20 protein-coding genes are annotated in these 15,355 nt (G+C 63.7%); 5 read left to right on the top strand and 15 right to left on the bottom strand.

What is annotated here, in order from left to right; genetic code table 11:
* Positions 1-59: 59 nt before the first annotated feature.
* From CDQ92_RS16205 to CDQ92_RS16185, 5 genes are read right to left on the bottom strand one after another with little or no spacing between them, the layout of a single operon-like run.
* Positions 60-1,367, bottom strand: a complete 1,308-nt coding sequence (locus tag CDQ92_RS16205) for a serine hydrolase domain-containing protein (RefSeq protein ID WP_229667394.1) — start codon at positions 1,365-1,367, stop codon at positions 60-62.
* Between the two features lie 50 nt (positions 1,368-1,417).
* A complete protein-coding gene (locus CDQ92_RS16200) occupies positions 1,418-1,867 on the bottom strand; it encodes a hypothetical protein (RefSeq protein WP_088442589.1) in 450 nt (149 codons plus the stop codon).
* A 4-nt stretch (positions 1,868-1,871) separates the two neighbouring features.
* Positions 1,872-2,507, bottom strand: a complete 636-nt coding sequence (locus CDQ92_RS16195; protein WP_088442587.1) for a CoA transferase subunit B — start codon at positions 2,505-2,507, stop codon at positions 1,872-1,874.
* Positions 2,507-3,385, bottom strand: coding sequence for an HAD family acid phosphatase (locus tag CDQ92_RS16190; RefSeq protein ID WP_229667396.1), 879 nt, complete (start codon positions 3,383-3,385; stop codon positions 2,507-2,509). Before CDQ92_RS16190 ends, CDQ92_RS16195 begins: the two co-directional genes overlap by 1 nt.
* Positions 3,385-4,095 (bottom strand): CoA transferase subunit A, encoded by a 711-nt coding sequence (locus CDQ92_RS16185; RefSeq protein WP_088442583.1) that lies wholly within the window; start codon positions 4,093-4,095, stop codon positions 3,385-3,387. The genes CDQ92_RS16190 and CDQ92_RS16185 overlap by 1 nt, the downstream gene beginning before the upstream one ends.
* Positions 4,096-4,186: 91 nt before the next feature.
* On the opposite strand from CDQ92_RS16185, the gene CDQ92_RS16180 reads away from it, so the two are divergent.
* On the top strand, positions 4,187-5,080 hold the full coding sequence (locus tag CDQ92_RS16180) for a LysR family transcriptional regulator (protein WP_088442581.1): 894 nt from the start codon (positions 4,187-4,189) through the stop codon (positions 5,078-5,080).
* A gap of 90 nt (positions 5,081-5,170) precedes the next feature.
* Here the strand turns inward: CDQ92_RS16180 and CDQ92_RS16175 are convergent, their stop codons facing one another.
* Genes CDQ92_RS16175 through CDQ92_RS16165 form a run of 3 tightly spaced genes read right to left on the bottom strand, consistent with a single transcriptional unit; the run spans position 5,171 to position 7,391 of the window.
* Positions 5,171-5,818 carry an HAD-IA family hydrolase gene (locus tag CDQ92_RS16175; RefSeq protein ID WP_088442579.1) on the bottom strand — a complete coding sequence of 216 codons (648 nt, stop codon included), beginning with the start codon at positions 5,816-5,818 and terminating at the stop codon, positions 5,171-5,173.
* 16 nt (positions 5,819-5,834) lie between these two features.
* Positions 5,835-6,239: a hypothetical protein gene (locus CDQ92_RS16170; RefSeq protein ID WP_088442577.1), complete on the bottom strand. Its 405-nt coding sequence runs from the start codon at positions 6,237-6,239 to the stop codon at positions 5,835-5,837.
* Positions 6,240-6,287: 48 nt separating this feature from the next.
* Positions 6,288-7,391, bottom strand: coding sequence for a DUF2855 family protein (locus CDQ92_RS16165; RefSeq protein WP_088442575.1), 1,104 nt, complete (start codon positions 7,389-7,391; stop codon positions 6,288-6,290).
* 57 nt (positions 7,392-7,448) lie between these two features.
* Here CDQ92_RS16165 and CDQ92_RS16160 point away from each other — a divergent pair, with 57 nt between their 5' ends.
* Complete coding sequence (locus CDQ92_RS16160) at positions 7,449-7,757, top strand: DUF488 domain-containing protein (protein ID WP_201792069.1); 309 nt, start codon at positions 7,449-7,451, stop codon at positions 7,755-7,757.
* 70 nt (positions 7,758-7,827) lie between these two features.
* Here the strand turns inward: CDQ92_RS16160 and CDQ92_RS16155 are convergent, their stop codons facing one another.
* Genes CDQ92_RS16155 through CDQ92_RS16145 form a run of 3 tightly spaced genes read right to left on the bottom strand, consistent with a single transcriptional unit; the run spans position 7,828 to position 9,170 of the window.
* Positions 7,828-8,517: a VIT1/CCC1 transporter family protein gene (locus tag CDQ92_RS16155; protein ID WP_088442573.1), complete on the bottom strand. Its 690-nt coding sequence runs from the start codon at positions 8,515-8,517 to the stop codon at positions 7,828-7,830.
* 12 nt (positions 8,518-8,529) lie between these two features.
* Complete coding sequence (locus CDQ92_RS16150; RefSeq protein WP_088442571.1) at positions 8,530-8,916, bottom strand: type II toxin-antitoxin system VapC family toxin; 387 nt, start codon at positions 8,914-8,916, stop codon at positions 8,530-8,532.
* The gene (locus CDQ92_RS16145; RefSeq protein WP_088442569.1) at positions 8,913-9,170 is read right to left on the bottom strand and encodes a type II toxin-antitoxin system Phd/YefM family antitoxin; all 258 of its coding nucleotides are present in this window, start codon (positions 9,168-9,170) and stop codon (positions 8,913-8,915) included. Before CDQ92_RS16145 ends, CDQ92_RS16150 begins: the two co-directional genes overlap by 4 nt.
* Positions 9,171-9,313: 143 nt before the next feature.
* On the opposite strand from CDQ92_RS16145, the gene CDQ92_RS16140 reads away from it, so the two are divergent.
* The gene (locus CDQ92_RS16140) at positions 9,314-10,459 is read left to right on the top strand and encodes an ISAs1 family transposase (protein WP_088440109.1); all 1,146 of its coding nucleotides are present in this window, start codon (positions 9,314-9,316) and stop codon (positions 10,457-10,459) included.
* Between the two features lie 40 nt (positions 10,460-10,499).
* On the opposite strand, the gene CDQ92_RS16135 is transcribed toward CDQ92_RS16140, so the two are convergent.
* Positions 10,500-10,964: a GlcG/HbpS family heme-binding protein gene (locus CDQ92_RS16135; protein WP_088442567.1), complete on the bottom strand. Its 465-nt coding sequence runs from the start codon at positions 10,962-10,964 to the stop codon at positions 10,500-10,502.
* Between the two features lie 26 nt (positions 10,965-10,990).
* A complete protein-coding gene (locus tag CDQ92_RS16130; protein ID WP_088442565.1) occupies positions 10,991-11,911 on the bottom strand; it encodes an SMP-30/gluconolactonase/LRE family protein in 921 nt (306 codons plus the stop codon).
* Between the two features lie 46 nt (positions 11,912-11,957).
* Here CDQ92_RS16130 and CDQ92_RS16125 point away from each other — a divergent pair, with 46 nt between their 5' ends.
* Both CDQ92_RS16125 and CDQ92_RS16120 read left to right on the top strand, forming a co-directional pair.
* Positions 11,958-12,557, top strand: coding sequence for a TIGR02466 family protein (locus tag CDQ92_RS16125; protein WP_088442563.1), 600 nt, complete (start codon positions 11,958-11,960; stop codon positions 12,555-12,557).
* Between the two features lie 125 nt (positions 12,558-12,682).
* A complete protein-coding gene (locus tag CDQ92_RS16120) occupies positions 12,683-14,116 on the top strand; it encodes an NAD-dependent succinate-semialdehyde dehydrogenase (protein WP_088442561.1) in 1,434 nt (477 codons plus the stop codon).
* A gap of 45 nt (positions 14,117-14,161) precedes the next feature.
* On the opposite strand, the gene CDQ92_RS16115 is transcribed toward CDQ92_RS16120, so the two are convergent.
* Complete coding sequence (locus tag CDQ92_RS16115) at positions 14,162-14,923, bottom strand: SDR family oxidoreductase (RefSeq protein WP_088442559.1); 762 nt, start codon at positions 14,921-14,923, stop codon at positions 14,162-14,164.
* Positions 14,920-15,291, bottom strand: coding sequence for a dihydroneopterin aldolase (locus CDQ92_RS16110; protein WP_188682379.1), 372 nt, complete (start codon positions 15,289-15,291; stop codon positions 14,920-14,922). The genes CDQ92_RS16115 and CDQ92_RS16110 overlap by 4 nt, the downstream gene beginning before the upstream one ends.
* Positions 15,292-15,355 lie beyond the last annotated feature (64 nt).

Raw genomic sequence — 15,355 nt, 5'->3', positions numbered from 1 at the left:
CTCGCTCTCGGACGCGCGCTTTAACCAAGCAGCGGTCCCCGCAGCAAGCGTCCCGCGCGTTACCCTTTCGCCGCGCCCGCAACCGGGGTGGGCGCCGCCGCCACGCCTGGCGCGGGCGGCAGCTCGCTGAGGTCGAGCCAGCCGGCATCGGCGCGCTTGTGGTAGCTGTCGATCGCGGCAAACGGGATGCGGAAGGGGAAGCCCCAGTCGCTGTTCCACATCGCGACGACGCCCGTCCGCGTTGCGGGTTCGAAAATCATGGTCGCGCGATATCCCGAAACCGCGCCCGAATGGCCTTCGAGCCGGTGGCCGCCATAGGTGAAGCTGCGCCAACCGAGGCCATAGGATGCATCGCCCATCGCCTGACGCAAGGCGCCGCCATAGAGTTTCGCAGTGCCGACGCGGGGGCGGTGGGCGAGCTGCAACACCGATTGCGGCAGCACATCGGGGCGCGTCCCCATCATCGCCTGCATCCATTTGGCGAAATCGACGATGTCGCTTTCGACGCCCGCCGCCGCAGGAACACGCCAATAGGCCTCCTTGACGGGAAGGATATGGTTACCCCGGTGCGGTTTCGCCCAGTCATTCGAGCCGGTCAGCCGCTCCATCCCGAAACCGGCGCTGACCATGCCGAGCGGAAGGAAAAAGCGATCTTCGACCGCGTTGGAAAAGGGTTTGTCGGCCGCCGCCGTCAAGATTTCGGTCGCCGCGTCGAAAGCGATGTTCTGATAGGTGTGGCAGGTGCCGGGGTCGCATTGCAGCGGTGCGGCGGCGAGTCCGGTCCGGATCAGCTCGGGGTTCTGCCCTTCCTCCAGTTTCTCGTCATAAGCATTTTTGGTGAGGCCGGTGCGCTGCGCGAGGAGGTCATCGAGGGTCACCTGCGCTTCTGCGCCGCGCGGCAGGCGCAGCGATGTGGACCAGTCGGCGACTGGACGGTCCAGATCGAGCGTGCCGTCCTTGGCGAGCGCCGCCGCCATCACACCGGTCGTTGTTTTAGAGACCGACGCCCAGCGGAACATGGTCTGCGCAGTGACCGGCGTACCGGTCGACACGTCGGTGACGCCATAAGCGCGCACGAAGCGCAATTCGCCGTCCTCGACCACCGCCACCGCCAGCCCGGCCATTTCGGGCCGCTGCGCGAGGTCGGCGAGTTGCCGGTCGAGCGCACGATAGTCGATCCGGCCGCGCCATTGCGCGGGGGTGTCGGGCAGGTTTTCCGGCGCCATGATCGGGATGGGAACGCTGGCAAGCGGCTGGTTGCCGCCAAAGGCATGAATGCCGAACCAGCCCGAAACCCCCAGCGCGGCTATCGCGACAAGGAGAAGGACAACGCGCGGCATCGAAGCGGGATTAGACTGCGACCTCATAGTTGACGCCGTCTTAGCCGCGCCTGCCGCCGCCGTCACCCCCGGAAGCGTTAGGGGACCAGGTGGCGCCAGGCTTTGACGGTGCCGATGGCGTAAACCGCGCCAAAAATCAGGACGATCAGCGATGACCAGATTGCGAAGCTGTCCGTATATTGGCGGCTGGCAAAGTTCACCGGCACGAAGGCCAGCGCGCGGATAAGATAGATAGCGGTGATCGTCACCAATCCGATGCGCAGCAGGGGCAGGCGGGGAAGGGCGCCCGCGCCCGAAAAGGCGAAAGCGGCCCAGATCAGCAGGACCGCAGCGACGCACAGGGTGATGATCGTCGGTTGCCAATCGCCCCGCGCCGCCGCCCGCGCCATGCCTTCGCCTGCGCCAAAGAAGCGATACCATTCGGGGCCGCCAAAAATGCACGCGATATGGAGCAAGGCCGCCGCGGCCGACAACGCGCCGCCGATCATCAGCCAGGTCGAACCGGGGTTGGCGGCGACGCTAGTCATCGATTCAGGCGATATAATGCGCGGTAGTTTTTTCGGCGACCTCTTCTGCGGTTACCCCGGGGGCCAGTTCGATCAGTTTGAACGGGCTGGCGTGATCGTCGCGCCGGAACACCGCCAAGTCGGTGATAATCATGTCGACGACATTCTTGCCGGTCAGCGGCAGAGTGCATTCGGGGATGAATTTCGGGCTGCCGTCCTTGGCGTTGTGCTCCATCACGACGATGATCTTCTTGACCCCGGCGACGAGGTCCATCGCGCCGCCCATGCCCTTGATCATCTTGCCCGGGATCATCCAGTTGGCGATGTCACCATTTTCGGCGATCTCCATCGCGCCCAGGACGGTCAGGTCGATATGGCCGCCGCGGATCATCGCGAAACTGTCCGACGAGCTGAAATAGGCCGAATTGGGTACTTCGCTAATCGTCTGCTTGCCCGCATTGATCAGGTCGGCGTCCTCTTCGCCCTCAAGCGGGAAGGGGCCGATGCCCAGCATGCCGTTTTCCGACTGGAGCGTCACCGTCATCCCGGCGGGGATGTGGTTCGCGACCAAGGTCGGAATGCCGATCCCGAGATTGACGTAATAGCCGTCCTGCAGTTCCTTTGCGGCGCGCGCCGCCATGTCATCGCGGGTCCAGGGCATTATTTCGGCTCCCAATTTTTGTCGGAGGGGAAGGTGTCGTCCCAGCCCAGCTTTTCCCATGGGCCATAGACGGGGTTGGGGAACAGGAACCAGCCCTTGTCCCACAGCGCCGCAGCGGTGGGGCCGGTGGCGAGCGCGGTGCGGGTTGCGGCGGGCAGATCCCTGACGTTGAACTGCTGGCTGAAATCGCCGAGCTGGTCGCCGGCGAGGATGATGACGCAATATTTCGCCGCGATCGCGGCGCGGCGCATGTCCTTGCTCGATCCACCGACATCATCGCCCATCAGGAACAAGGTCTCGCCATGTTTGAAGTCGCCCAGCCCGGCCGCGCGCAGCGTATCCTCGCTGCCCTTCGCATTGGCGGCGGTGCGGTTGGTGTTGGCAATAACCGCGATGCCCGCGGCGCGCAGTTTGCCGACCATCTCGACCGTGCCGGGCATGGCGACCGCCTTGCCTGCACCGGTCTTTTCCCACTGGTCCCAGATTTTCGGATCGAAGGCGGTGCTCTTTTCGGCGAACCAGCGCATTGGGCCAAGGTTCCAGATCAGCGTCTCGTCCGCGTCAAACACTGCGGCGAAGGGCTTGTTGCCGCAAGGTTCGAAGCGCGGCACGTCCATCGTCGCACCGGCGGCGAGGATGACGCCGTCGGTCGGACGCTGCTTGATCCGCCACACCCCATAATCGGCGATCCGCGCGTTGGTCGCGCGAACCGCAATCGCAGCTTCGGCTGATCCGTAGAGATATTGCAACGCGACTGGCGGCTTGGCGGCTTCCGTGGGGCTCGCAGCGGACGGCGGCGTTGGGGTCGTTGCGACCTCAGGAGGAGTGGCTGCGCAGCCTGCAAGGAGTAGCGAAGCGGCGAGCGGAAGCGCGCGCATCACGCCGCCTCGCGCGGACGCGTCGTGCGGAATTCGATTTTCTTGTCATAGGGCGCGCCGATGATCATGCGCTTCACATAGATGCCGGGTAGGTGGATCGTGTCGGGGTCAAGGCTGCCGACTGGGACGATTTCTTCGACCTCGGCAACGCAGATTTTCGCCGCGGTCGCCATCGGCGCGTTGAAGTTGCGCGCGGTCTTGCGGAAGATGAGGTTGCCGCTCTCGTCGGCTTTCCAGCCCTTGATGATCGCGAGGTCGGCAAAGATGCCGCGCTCCAGGATATAGTCCTGCCCGTCGAAGCTCTTCACTTCCTTGCCCTCAGCGACCGCAGTCCCGACCCCGGTTTTGGTGTAAAAGCCGGGGATGCCCGCGCCGCCGGCGCGGCAGCGTTCGGCGAGCGTACCCTGCGGGCAGAATTCGACCTCGAGCTCGCCCGCCAGATATTGGCGCTCGAATTCCTTGTTTTCCCCGACATAGGAGCTGATCATCTTCTTGACCTGCTGCGTGCGCAGCAGCTTGCCGAGCCCTTCGCCGTCGATCCCAGCGTTGTTGCTGGCGATTGTCAGGTCTTTGGTCCCCGCATTGCGGATCGCATCGATAAGCCGTTCGGGGATGCCGCACAGGCCAAAGCCCCCCGCGCAAATCTGCATGCCGTCAAAGAGCAAGCCTTCCAGCGCGGCGGCGGCGGTGGAATATTGCTTCTTCCTCATGGGACGGCTCTCCTAACAGTGTTGGCGCGCGGACCTTGGCGCATTTAATTCATCAATTCTAATTGTTCTAATTTGTGTTTATACATAAGCAATGTCGATCAATCGCGTCGCGCTTTATCACCTCGAAACCTTGCTTTGGATCGATCGGCTCGGCACGTTCTCGGCCGCCGCCGAGCGGCTGAACACCACCCAGCCAACGGTGTCGGCGCGGATGCGCGAGCTGGAGCAGCGTCTGGGGACAGCGCTGTTCCGGCGCGACGGCCGCACGATGTCGCTCACCGCGGCAGGGCGCAAGCTGGTGCGCGATTGCGATCCGCTGCTGCGCGACATGCAGTATGCGCTGCTCGGCAGCGGCGGTTATGGCGAAGCGAGCGGGGTAGTACGGATCGGGGCGGGGGAGATCGCGGCGGCAAGCTGCCTGCCCGCCTTCGTCGCGGGCCTGAAGGCCGACATGCCCCAGGTCGGGCTCGAGATCGAAATCGACTTAACCGCCAACCTGATCCAGCAGCTGCTCACCGGGCGCACCGACATCGCCTTTGCCGCGGGACCAATCGCGCATCCGGCGCTCAAGACCAGTCCGATCGGTGAGGTGGAGTTGGTGTGGCTGGCCAGCCCCGCGGCCGCGGCGGCGTTTGCGGGCGGCGACATCCGCTTGCCCGTCTGGTCGCTTGCCAGCCATTCGCCGATCCACGGCCGGATGCGCGAAGCGATTGAAGCGTCGCGCATCGCGCAAAAGTCGCTCAACCTGTGCAACAATGCGCGCACGATGATCGACATTGCGAAGGCGGGCGGGGGGATCGGCATTTTCCCGCAGCCGATGGTGCGCGGCGAGGTGGCGAGCGGCGCGCTCCTCGAAATCGGGGGGATGCCAGCACTCGCGCCCGTCGAGTTTCAGGTCGCGATGCGCGTCGCGGACACCGAGCCTGTGCTGACGCAGATTTTTGCGCGTGCTGCGAAACTTAACCTTGGCGAGGCGGGTGTCTGAACTGAGCGGTGGGTATTGATCGACCGCTAATGGGAAAGGGCAGCTCGCTACCCCAAACCATCATTCACCGGTCGGCCGAAACCTCGGTCATCAGGGCAATGCCAACCCCAGCGCCGCCGACAGGTCGGCCAGCGCCTGCTCGCCGCTGGTCACCTTGATCGCATGCATGCCCAGCTGCGCGGCGGGTTTGCAGTTGATGCCGAGGTCGTCGAGATAGATGCAGGCGGCGGGTTCAACCCCGAGCGCGTCGCACATCATTTCGTAAATCCGCTGGTCGGGCTTGCGGACACCGACCTTGCTCGATTCGATGACATGGTCGAAGCGTGCCATGATCGCAGCGACTTCTTCGGCCTTGGCAAAGCTGCGCGCCATGCCTGCCCCCTGGCCCGACGGGACATTGTTGGTGATGCAGCCGATCGTGAAGCTCTTGGCTTTCAGCGTGTCGAGCGCCGCGACCATCACCGGGCGCACCGCACCGGCGAGCACCGCAAGCACCGCTTCGCCCTCCAGTTCATGTCCCAGCGCGCGCGCTTCTGCCGCGAACAGCGCGTCGAACGCCGCGGCATCGATCTCGGCCCGCTCGAACTTCGCCCAAGCGTTGCTGTCGGGATCGGCAGCGTTGACGCGGCGGACGAAGTCGCGCGGTAACCCGCGCTCGTCCTCGAGCCGGTTAAAAGCCTCGAACGGCGACGAGGTGATGACGCCGCCGAAATCGAAAATCACGGTGCTGTAGATCATGGAAGAAGGGGCAACCTTATTTGGGGGCGTGGATGGAGACGCGGGTGCCCGACCAGCTGGCATCGTCGATGGTGAGGTCGAGCCGATCGGGCGAACGCACCGTGTCGAGCAGGAAAACATGGGGGCCACGGGCGGCGAGGATGGCATCCATTGCCTTTTCAAGTGGAATGGTGACCGTCGGGATTCGTGCATAGGCGGATTTGATTTCGACCTTGTTCGCGCTGACGCGCGTGACTGTGATCGTGACATTGTCGCGCGATGAGCCGCGCGCGTCGGAAATGACGGCACCCTTGTAGGTGCCGGCGACGCGATCGGCGAGGTCGGCCTTGCGCGCCGTGGTGGCCTTGGACGTTTCGGCATGAGTGGTGGCAATCGGAAGCGACAAGGCGAGTGCCGTGGCGACGATCACGGTACGGGGCATGGATCTATCCTTTCCGGCGCGGACAGACGGGATGCTCGCTCACGTCCCTCATGGGACGACGACGATCCCCGTTCTGGGGTCGGCCTGTCCCGAAAGCATTTCCCGATAGGCGGCGAGCGCCGCGTCGCCGCCGCAGCGCTTATCGACCGATGCCAGCCGCGGGGCAATATCCATGAAGGCCAGCCATGCTTCGGCGATCTTTTGCCCAAACACCGCGCCGCCCCAGTCGGCGATGCGTTTCTGGCTGCGGCCGGGGGCAAAGAATCCCTGGCGTTCGGGGCCGGGCAGGCCCTCGACATCGGCCTGCGCGTCCCAATGCGATTTGCCGACGATGATCGATGCGAGCAGCTGGCTGCCGAAATGGCTGTGGACGACGCGCGTGACCGCGCCATTGCCGGCCATGTCGACCAGCGCGGCGGGGGTGGAGGCATTGAGTGTCATGATCTGATCGTAACTGATCACCCGGTCATAAATTCCCTGCGCGGCGAGCGCCTCGACATTGGCGGCGCTGGTCAGTCCGATCGTTTCGGGGCGGTCGGCGCGCTGTTTGAGCGCAAAGCCCAGCCCGATCGCGGTCTTGCTCGACGCGCTGGCGATCAAAATCTGCTGGACGCCATAATCGCCCTCATCCTCGAACTGGTCGGCGATCAGCCACCCGGTGAGAAACAGCGGGCGGAAGACCGGCCAATAATCATGGTCGGCGGCGCGATAGTCGGGCAGCGCATCGATCCGCTGATATTGGTTATAGATCGGCGGCAGGGTGGTGCGGCGCGGGGTGATGTCGGTGAAGCCGCCCGGCCCGGCCTTGCCGACGGTCAGCACGGCATCGCTCGCCATCGGGTAATAGCCGTAGAAACGGTCGCCGACCGCCAGGCCCTCGGCGGCGCTTTCGGTCACCGTGGCGAAACCCCAGACGGGCAGGCGTCCGGGCGCACCCGGCTCCGAAAAGAAATCCCAATAGCCCTGATCATTGCCGAACAACCCGGCGGGCTTGCCGAACACGGCATAGGTGATGTTGTTCGCGGTCATCGCATAGCTGTCGATATGGACGCGCACCTGTCCCGCTGCGAGAGGCGTGTCGGGATCGGCGACCAATTGGTCTTGCGTGATATCGTCGCGATCGATGTCGATCGCCCAGCGCGTTGAACTCATTTACGGACCCCTCCGATTGTCTTGCCCGCCCACGCGGGATAGCCGATAGTCATACAGATGGGAACGGCGCTGACAATCGCGGTCAAACGCATTCATGAACCGGTCGGTCCCGGCGGCGGGACGTGCTTCCTCGTCGACCGACTGTGGCAGCGCGGGGTTTTGAAGGAAAAAGCGGCGCTGGCAGCTTGGCTGAAGCCGCTGACGCCGAGCGACGTCTTGCGCAAACTCTATCATGGCGAAACGGCGGAATCGGACGCCGCGTGGGATGCGTTTCGGTGCGCCTATGTCGCCGAACTTGATGCGGGCGGCGAAGAGGTGCGGGCGGCCTGTTCGTGCTTGATGCTGCCGCTGCGGCGGGGCCGGTGACCTTGCTGTACGCCTCAAAAAGCGCGGAGCGAAACAACGCCGTCGCGCTGCGTGAATGGTTGCTCCAGCGTTAGTTGACCGTCGTCCCGAACAGCGATCCGATCGCTATCGTCACCGCCATGGCCACAGCGCCCCAGAACCCGACGCGCATGACGGCGCGCGCGATCGGCGCGTTCCCCGCCCACGCGCCAAGCGCGCCCAGGATGGCGAGGAAGATCAGCGACGCAGCTGAGACGATCCATGGCAGCGATGGGCCGGCGACCAGCAGCACGATCGCCAGCGGCAGGGCGGCCCCGACGGTAAAGCTCGCCGCCGACGCGGCCGCCGCCTGAATCGGGCGCGCCGCCAGTTCGCTGGTTAGGCCCAGTTCGTCGCGCAAATGGCTGTCGAGCGCGTTGTAGGCGGTGAGCTGCGCCGCGACCTGTTTGGCAAGCGGACGGTCGAGCCCGCGCTGCTGATAGATTTGCGTCAGTTCTTCTAGCTCCAGTTCGGGAACGGTGGCGAGCTCGCGCTTCTCCTTGGCAATATCGGCCTTTTCGGCGTCGCCCTGCGAGCTGACCGAGACATATTCGCCCGCCGCCATCGACATCGCCCCGGCGACCAGTCCTGCGGTGCCGGTGACGAGAATCGTCGATGCGGACGCCCCCGCCGCGGCGACCCCGGCGATCAGGCTGGCGGTCGACACAATCCCATCGTTGGCGCCCAAGATAGCGGCGCGCAGCCAGCCGATGCGGCTTGCGGCATGGGTTTCGCGGTGCATGGGATGGCACTCCTACCAGAAACGGACGACGCCAAGCTGGTCGAACAGCTTTTCACTTGAGACGAACGCATATTGCTCTATCTGCGATTGAGCGATCAATATGCGGTCGAACGGGTCGCGATGATCGAACGGCAGCAGCCCCGCCAGACTGGCATGAGCAACCGAAATGGGCAGCTGGTCAAAGCCAAAACCCGCGATGACGGTCTCAAAGCGCGCGGCCAGTTCGTCGGCGCCTTTCAGCTTGCCGATGCGAAATTTGATCGCGACCTCAATGGCCGAAACGGCGCTTATCCAGATATGATTATCCGAGTCTTCGATGGCGGACCTCACCGCGTCTGGCAATTTCTGCGGTTCATTGGCAGCCCAGATCAGCGCATGGGTGTCGAGCAATAGGTTCATTGCGCCTCTGAGCTACCCTCGCCGTTCCACAGCGCCAGATCCTCTTCGGGCAGGGGATCCCAAAAGCCAGCGTCGAGATCGATCTTGCCTTTCAAGGTGCCCAAGATGCGTTTCGTCTGTGGCGGCGTGTTCACCGGCATCAGCTTCACCACCGGTTCCTTACCGCGCGCGATAGTCACCTCTTCGCCCGCCAGGACGCGGGCGATCAGGCGCGACAAATTCGTCTTCGCTTCGTGGATGGTCACGACTGTCATGTTGGCTAAACTTAGCTAAGCCGCTTAGCTAAGTCAATGCTATGGTGATGGACGGCCAGGGCAATCGGGTGAAAGAAGAGGCGACAAACGCGTGAATTGCTGAATCTATGCAAATCCTCAGATTTGGACGCGGGGATATTGTGATGGACAGTGGTGATCAGTCGAGCGGAGCGCTTGGCGAGGCGGTGGTTTTTCTGGATCATTTCCGTGAGTTGGTCGATGGTCGCCAACTGGCGAAGGTGATGTATCCGCTTGAGGAGATATTGCTTTTGGCGCTGCTGGGCGTTTTGGCGGGTGCGGAGACATTCGTCGACATCGCCCGCTTTGGAGAGAAAAAGCTGGATTTTCTGCAGCGATTTCGTCCCTTTGCTGCCGGCACGCCCTCGCACGATCACCTTGGTGACATCTTCGCGACGCTCGATGCCGAACAGTTCCAGCAGTGCTTTGTGAAGTGGGTCGCCTCGCTCACCGGGACCTGTGCCGAGGTCATTGCAATCGACGGCAAGACATCGCGTCGTTCGCACGACAAGGCGGGCGGCAAGGCAGCGATCCATATGGTCTCGGCATTTGCCGCTCGCCAACGGTTAGTGCTGGGCCAGGTCAAGATCGACGAGAAGTCGAACGAGATCACTGCTATCCCCCGATTACTGGCCATGATGGATATCGAGGGTGCCGTCGTGACAATCGACGCTATGGGCTGCCAACGCGTGATTGCTCAGACGATCCTCGACAAGAAGGCCGAGTATGTCCTGGCGCTCAAGGGGAACCAGGCGGCTCTGCACGAGGATGTCGCGCTGTTCGTAGCCGAGCAGAAAGAGCGCAACTTCCATGAGTGCAAGATCAGCCAAAACACGACGGTCGATGGCGACCATGGCCGCATCGAGACCAGGGCGACCACCGTCATCCACAATCTCGACTGGCTTCCCAAGGACCATGGATGGCCCGGCCTGAAGGCCGTCGTCATCGTCGACAGTATCCGCGAGACAGGCGACAAAGCCACCCACGAAACCCGCCTCTACCTAACCTCGGTGCAGCTGCCCGCCGAGCAGCTTGGTGCCATCGTGCGCCATCACTGGGCGATCGAAAACAGTCTCCATTGGGTTATGGATATGGTCTTTCGCGATGACGAATGCCGGGTGCGCACGGAGCATGCACCTGCAAACTTCACCACCATAAAGCACATGGCGCACAATCTACTGCGATCCGCTCCGGGAAAAGACTCGATGCGGCTCAGAAGAAAAGTCGCAGCTTGGGATGATGACTTCCTCGCCGCAATTATCTCACGATGACTTGTTCACCCGATTCCCCTGGATGGACGGCCCAAAGCAATCAGCGGGCGTGCTCCGACTTCAGTCCTGCTGCCGCGATCCCGGCGGCGGCGCAAGCAGCATCGTCGGCGGGCGCTTCGCCCGACGCGCCGACCCCACCGATGCGGGTGCGACCGTCCGCAGAAAAGACGGGAATTCCGCCCGCGACGGTGACGACATAGGCTGCGCCGGCGAAACCCGGTGTGCCTTTGGCTGCCTCTTCCATGCCGCTCGTCGGAAATCCCCACGCTGCGACGGCGCGCGCCTTTTGCAGTGCAAATTCCATCATGCCGTGGGTGTTGCCGTCCATCCGCCATGTCGCGACGATATGGCCGCCGCTATCGACGACGGCGATCGCGTGGCTTTGTCCTTTGGCGCGTGCGTGCGCGGCGCAGCCTTTGACGATCGCGTCCGCCATATTGGCGTTGAGCATCTGCGCGCTTGCGGGCGTCACCGCGAGCAGTGCCGCGGTCCACAATATCTTCATCCTCGCCTCCCTTTCGAAGCGCGGGGTCAGTACTGCAGTTGCAGCCCCGGTCTGGCCCAGCGCGTCTTTACCAGCCGACCCGTGCCCGACAGGGTGATGTAGGCATCCTGCCGGTCGGGGCCGCCGAACGCGATGTTGGTGGTAAAGATATCGTCGGTCGCGACAAATTCGACGAGCTGTCCATCGGGACCGACGACCGAAATCCCGCATTCGCCGATCGTCGCGACGCAAATATTGCCCGATGCCTCGACCGCCAAACTGTCGAAGAATTTATAGCCCGCGGGGCGATAGAGCGGGATGCCGGGGCCGCCTGGGCCAGCGTCGGGCGCGACCTTGCCGGGGGCGGTGATGTTGAACTTCATCAGGCGGCAGGTGTAGGTTTCGGCGGCGTAGAGCGCGTCGCCGTCGGGCGACAGGCCGACGCCATTGGGGTTGTTCGAGGGGAAGATGACTTCCTCGATATAAGTGCCATCGGCCTTGGCGTAGAAGATGCCGACGATGTCGTGGCAGCGTTGGGCATAATCGACCTTGCCATGGTCGGTGAACCAGAAGCCGCCATGGCCGTCGAACACGATGTCGTTGGGACCGCGCAGCACGACGCCATGATCGCCCGATTGATAGAGGATTTCGACCGCGCCGGTGTCGATGTCGATGCGCTCGATCCGGCCGCCCGAATAATCGTCGGCGATGCCGTGCGGCGCGAGGTAGCCATCCGCTTCGACATAGTTGAAGCCGCCGTTGTTGCAGCAATAGAGCTTGCCATCGGAGCCGATCGCAAGGCCGTTGGGGCCGCCGCCGGGGGTCGCGATGACCTGCTTCTTGCCGCCGGGCCAGCAGCGGGTGATGCGCCCCGCCTCAATCTCGACGACGATGACGCTACCGTCGTCCATCACGACCGGGGCTTCGGGAAAGCGCAATCCATCGGCGATCAATTCGAACTCGGCCATCCTCGACTCCCTTGCTTGTCCACATTGGCTGTGCTTTGCGGCCATCATGCCTGTTCGTTCGCTGTTCGCCACAACTTTCTACGAAGCCGATATTGGCACGCCTGATCTGCTCGCAGAGCTGGAGGACAGCAGCCGGATGTTTGCCGAGGAAGATGGCGCGGGACGCGCGTGGAGCCGCGGCCATGGCTACAAGGGCTATACCAGCTATGCGAGCCTGAACGACCTGCCCGAGCGTGATCCGGCGATTCACGACCTCAAACGCTTGCTCGACAAGGAGGTCAAGGCGTTTGCCAAGGCGGCGCATTTCGACCTCGCCAAGCCGCTGAAGCTCGACAGTATGTGGGTCAATGTCCTGAAACCCGGCGGCACCCACAGCGGCCACATCCATCCGCACAGCATCGTGTCGGGCACATTCTATGTTGCGGTTCCCCCGGGATCGGGCGCGCTCAAGCTGGAAGACCCGCGGCTCGCCATGCTGATGGCGGCGCCGGGACGCAGCGACGATGCGCCCGAACATTTGCTGCCCTTCGTCTATGCCGAGCCCGCGGCGGGGCGGGTGTTTCTGTGGGAAAGCTGGCTGCGCCACGAAGTGATGCCGCACAGCGGTAAGGGCGAACGGATCAGCATCAGCTTTAACTATCGCTGAGCGCGACTATATCGCCATCGTCATTGCGAGGAGCGAAGCGACGCGGCAATCCAGAGCCTGCGTCAACCGCCCTGGATTGCTTCGCTTCGCTCGCAATGACGAGGCTCTAGAATGAAGGCTCCACCATGACCGCGACCTACGACGCCGACCTCCAGCTTTTTATCAACGGCGCTTGGCGGAGCGGTGAGGGGCGCGAAGCGCGGCCGGTCTATAACCCCGCGACCGCAGGCGCGATCGCCGAACTGCCGGTCGCGACGGCCGCCGATCTCGACGAGGCGCTGGCGGCGGCGGCGCGCGGCTGGCCCGCTTGGCGCGCCAAGACCCCTGACGAGCGCGCAGCGCTGATGCGCAAGGCCGCCGGGCTCATCCGCGAACGCGCCGACCTTATCGCGACGCTGCTGACGCTCGAACAGGGCAAGCCGATCGCCGAGTCTCGCGGTGAAGTATTGTCGGCGTCGTCGCTACTCGAATATTTCGCGGAGGAAGGAAAGCGCGTGGAGGGCCGTATTGCGCCGCGTCCTGCTGGCCAGCGCGCGATGGTACTGCGCCAGCCGGTTGGTCCGGTCGCGGCGTTCAGCCCGTGGAACTTCCCGGTCAATTTGATGGTCAAGAAAATCGCCCCCGCGCTCGCCGCGGGCTGCGTCGTGATCGCGAAAGCGCCCGAGGAAACACCGGGCTGCACCAGCGCGATCATGCGCTGCCTGGCCGATGCGGGCATTCCCGGCGACGTCGTTCAGCTCGTTTACGGCAATCCCGACATGATCAGCCGTCATCTGCTCGGCAGCGAGGTGATCCGCAAAGTCAGCTTCACGGGATCGACCGCGGTCGGCAAACATCTGATGAAACTCGCCGCCGATCGGGTGCAGCGGATCACGATGGAGCTTGGCGGCCATGCGCCGGTGCTGATCTTTGATGATTGCGATCTGGAGAGCACGCTCGACCGCGTCGTGATGCAGAAGTTCCGCAATGCAGGGCAGGTCTGCGTCTCGCCGACGCGCTTCTACGTTCAAGAGGGGATCTACGACGCCTTCGTGGCGGGGTTTGCCGAGCGGACGAAGAAGGTGAAGATCGGTAGCGGGTTCGACGCCGACACCCAGATGGGACCACTCGCCAATGCGCGCCGCGCGCCGGCGCTCGAGGCGATGATCGCCGACGCGACCGCCAAGGGGGCGCGCGTGATCGCGGGCGGCGCGGCGACGGGGGACGGCTATTTCTTCCAGCCGACCGCGCTTGCCGACGTGCCGCTCGATGCCGATGCGATGAACAACGAACCCTTTGGCCCGATGGCGCTGATCCGGCCCTTCGGGACTGAGGATGAGGCTTTGGCGCAGGCGAACCGACTGCCGTATGGCCTCGCCGCTTTTGCGTTCACCGAGAACGGCCGCCGCATCAACCGCATCGCCGACGGCATCGAAAGCGGGATGGTCGGGATCAACAGCTTTGTAATTTCGGCGAACGACATGCCGTTCGGCGGGATCAAGGAATCGGGCTTTGGCAGCGAGAGCGGGCCGGAGGGGCTGGATGGGTATCTGGTGACCAAGGCGGTGCATATTTATTGAAGGTGACGATCCTCCCCATCGCTTCGCGACAGGGAGGATTGTTTCTCAATCCCGCTCCAGCGCCACGAAATCCCTGCCCATCGGCGCAAGATGCGCGCCGCCGTCGACAAAGATCGTCTGCCCGGTCACCGCTTCGGCGCGCGCCAGATAGACGACCGCATCGGCAATCTGTCCGGGCGTCGGCAGTGCTCCGAGCAGCATCCGCCCCGCCAGCCGCTCGACCTGCGCCTCTGAATAGTCGTCGGTCGCCAGCGTCAGCCCCGGCGCTACGGCATTGACGCGCGCGCGGCTGCCGAACGCCACCGCCAATGTCGCGGTCGCCTGCCACAGCGCCGATTTCGACAGGCTGTAGGCGAGCTGGTCGGGTACCGGCTGCATGACGCGCTGGTCGACGATGTTGACGATCGCCGGACGTGTGCCCTCGCTGGCGGCGACAAGCGCTTTCGTCAGCATCACCGGCGCATGATGGTTTACCTGCATCATTTCCGCGAGCGCGACCGCCGACAGTTCGGCCCATTCGCCCTCGGCGAACAGCGCGGCGTTGTTGACGAGCAGATCGGGCGCGCGGCCGAATTTTGCGATCACCGCGGGGATCAGCGCATCGACCGCAGTGGGATCGGACATGTCGGCGGCGAAGCGATGGCTGAGTGTTCCGGTCTCGGCTAGCGCGTCGGCGAGCACCGGATCGGCATCGCCCGGGCTGCGCTTGTGGATCGCCAGCGCATATCCTTCGCGCGCCAGCCGCGCCGAAATCGCGGCGCCGACGCGGTGGAGGCCACCCGTGACCAGCGCCAGCTTTTGCGTCACTTGCGCGCCCGCCGCATCGTGATGCCAATCTCTTCGCCGTCCTCGGCGATCGCCAGCTTGACGATCTTCACCTCGACCTCTTCGACCTTGTCGTCCTGCAGGAACAAAGTGTCGATGATGTGGTCGGCGACGCTTTCGATCAGCACGAAATGGACATCCTTGGGGATGCCTTCGGTTGCCGCAAATTTCAGGTGCATGTAATTTTTGGAGGCGCTGAGCGGGGTCGTCGGATCATAATGACCGGCCATGCTCAGCCGCGCCCGCACGCCGATGCGCAGCGGCTGCGGCAGGTGGGTTTCTTCGGAGTAAATGCCGGTCAGCACCTGGGCGATCAGCCCGTCCACCTCCAGCCACAATGTATCGGTCACAAGAAATCCTGTTCCTGCCGCGGCGACATTCACCTTTGCAATGTCGGCCTCGGACCCTAAAGCG

Source organism: Sphingopyxis bauzanensis (assembly GCF_002205675.1).
In the GTDB taxonomy this organism is placed as follows: Bacteria; Pseudomonadota; Alphaproteobacteria; order Sphingomonadales; family Sphingomonadaceae; genus Sphingopyxis; species Sphingopyxis bauzanensis.
This window is presented reverse-complemented; position numbering and strand designations above follow the sequence as displayed.

Coding starts and splice junctions, on each gene's coding strand:
- CDQ92_RS16190 (WP_229667396.1), bottom strand. CDS start 3,385: ATGCGCGCGCTTCCGCTCGCCGCTTCGCTACTCCTTGCAGGCTGCGCA.
- CDQ92_RS16195 (WP_088442587.1), bottom strand. CDS start 2,507: ATGCCCTGGACCCGCGATGACATGGCGGCGCGCGCCGCAAAGGAACTG.
- CDQ92_RS16180 (WP_088442581.1), top strand. CDS start 4,187: ATGTCGATCAATCGCGTCGCGCTTTATCACCTCGAAACCTTGCTTTGG.
- CDQ92_RS16155 (WP_088442573.1), bottom strand. CDS start 8,517: ATGCACCGCGAAACCCATGCCGCAAGCCGCATCGGCTGGCTGCGCGCC.
- CDQ92_RS16170 (WP_088442577.1), bottom strand. CDS start 6,239: ATGCCCCGTACCGTGATCGTCGCCACGGCACTCGCCTTGTCGCTTCCG.
- CDQ92_RS16125 (WP_088442563.1), top strand. CDS start 11,958: ATGCCTGTTCGTTCGCTGTTCGCCACAACTTTCTACGAAGCCGATATT.
- CDQ92_RS16140 (WP_088440109.1), top strand. CDS start 9,314: ATGGACAGTGGTGATCAGTCGAGCGGAGCGCTTGGCGAGGCGGTGGTT.
- CDQ92_RS16120 (WP_088442561.1), top strand. CDS start 12,683: ATGACCGCGACCTACGACGCCGACCTCCAGCTTTTTATCAACGGCGCT.
- CDQ92_RS16130 (WP_088442565.1), bottom strand. CDS start 11,911: ATGGCCGAGTTCGAATTGATCGCCGATGGATTGCGCTTTCCCGAAGCC.
- CDQ92_RS16165 (WP_088442575.1), bottom strand. CDS start 7,391: ATGAGTTCAACGCGCTGGGCGATCGACATCGATCGCGACGATATCACG.
- CDQ92_RS16205 (WP_229667394.1), bottom strand. CDS start 1,367: ATGAGGTCGCAGTCTAATCCCGCTTCGATGCCGCGCGTTGTCCTTCTC.
- CDQ92_RS16185 (WP_088442583.1), bottom strand. CDS start 4,095: ATGAGGAAGAAGCAATATTCCACCGCCGCCGCCGCGCTGGAAGGCTTG.
- CDQ92_RS16200 (WP_088442589.1), bottom strand. CDS start 1,867: ATGACTAGCGTCGCCGCCAACCCCGGTTCGACCTGGCTGATGATCGGC.
- CDQ92_RS16145 (WP_088442569.1), bottom strand. CDS start 9,170: ATGACAGTCGTGACCATCCACGAAGCGAAGACGAATTTGTCGCGCCTG.
- CDQ92_RS16175 (WP_088442579.1), bottom strand. CDS start 5,818: ATGATCTACAGCACCGTGATTTTCGATTTCGGCGGCGTCATCACCTCG.
- CDQ92_RS16150 (WP_088442571.1), bottom strand. CDS start 8,916: ATGAACCTATTGCTCGACACCCATGCGCTGATCTGGGCTGCCAATGAA.
- CDQ92_RS16135 (WP_088442567.1), bottom strand. CDS start 10,964: ATGAAGATATTGTGGACCGCGGCACTGCTCGCGGTGACGCCCGCAAGC.
- CDQ92_RS16160 (WP_201792069.1), top strand. CDS start 7,449: ATGGGAACGGCGCTGACAATCGCGGTCAAACGCATTCATGAACCGGTC.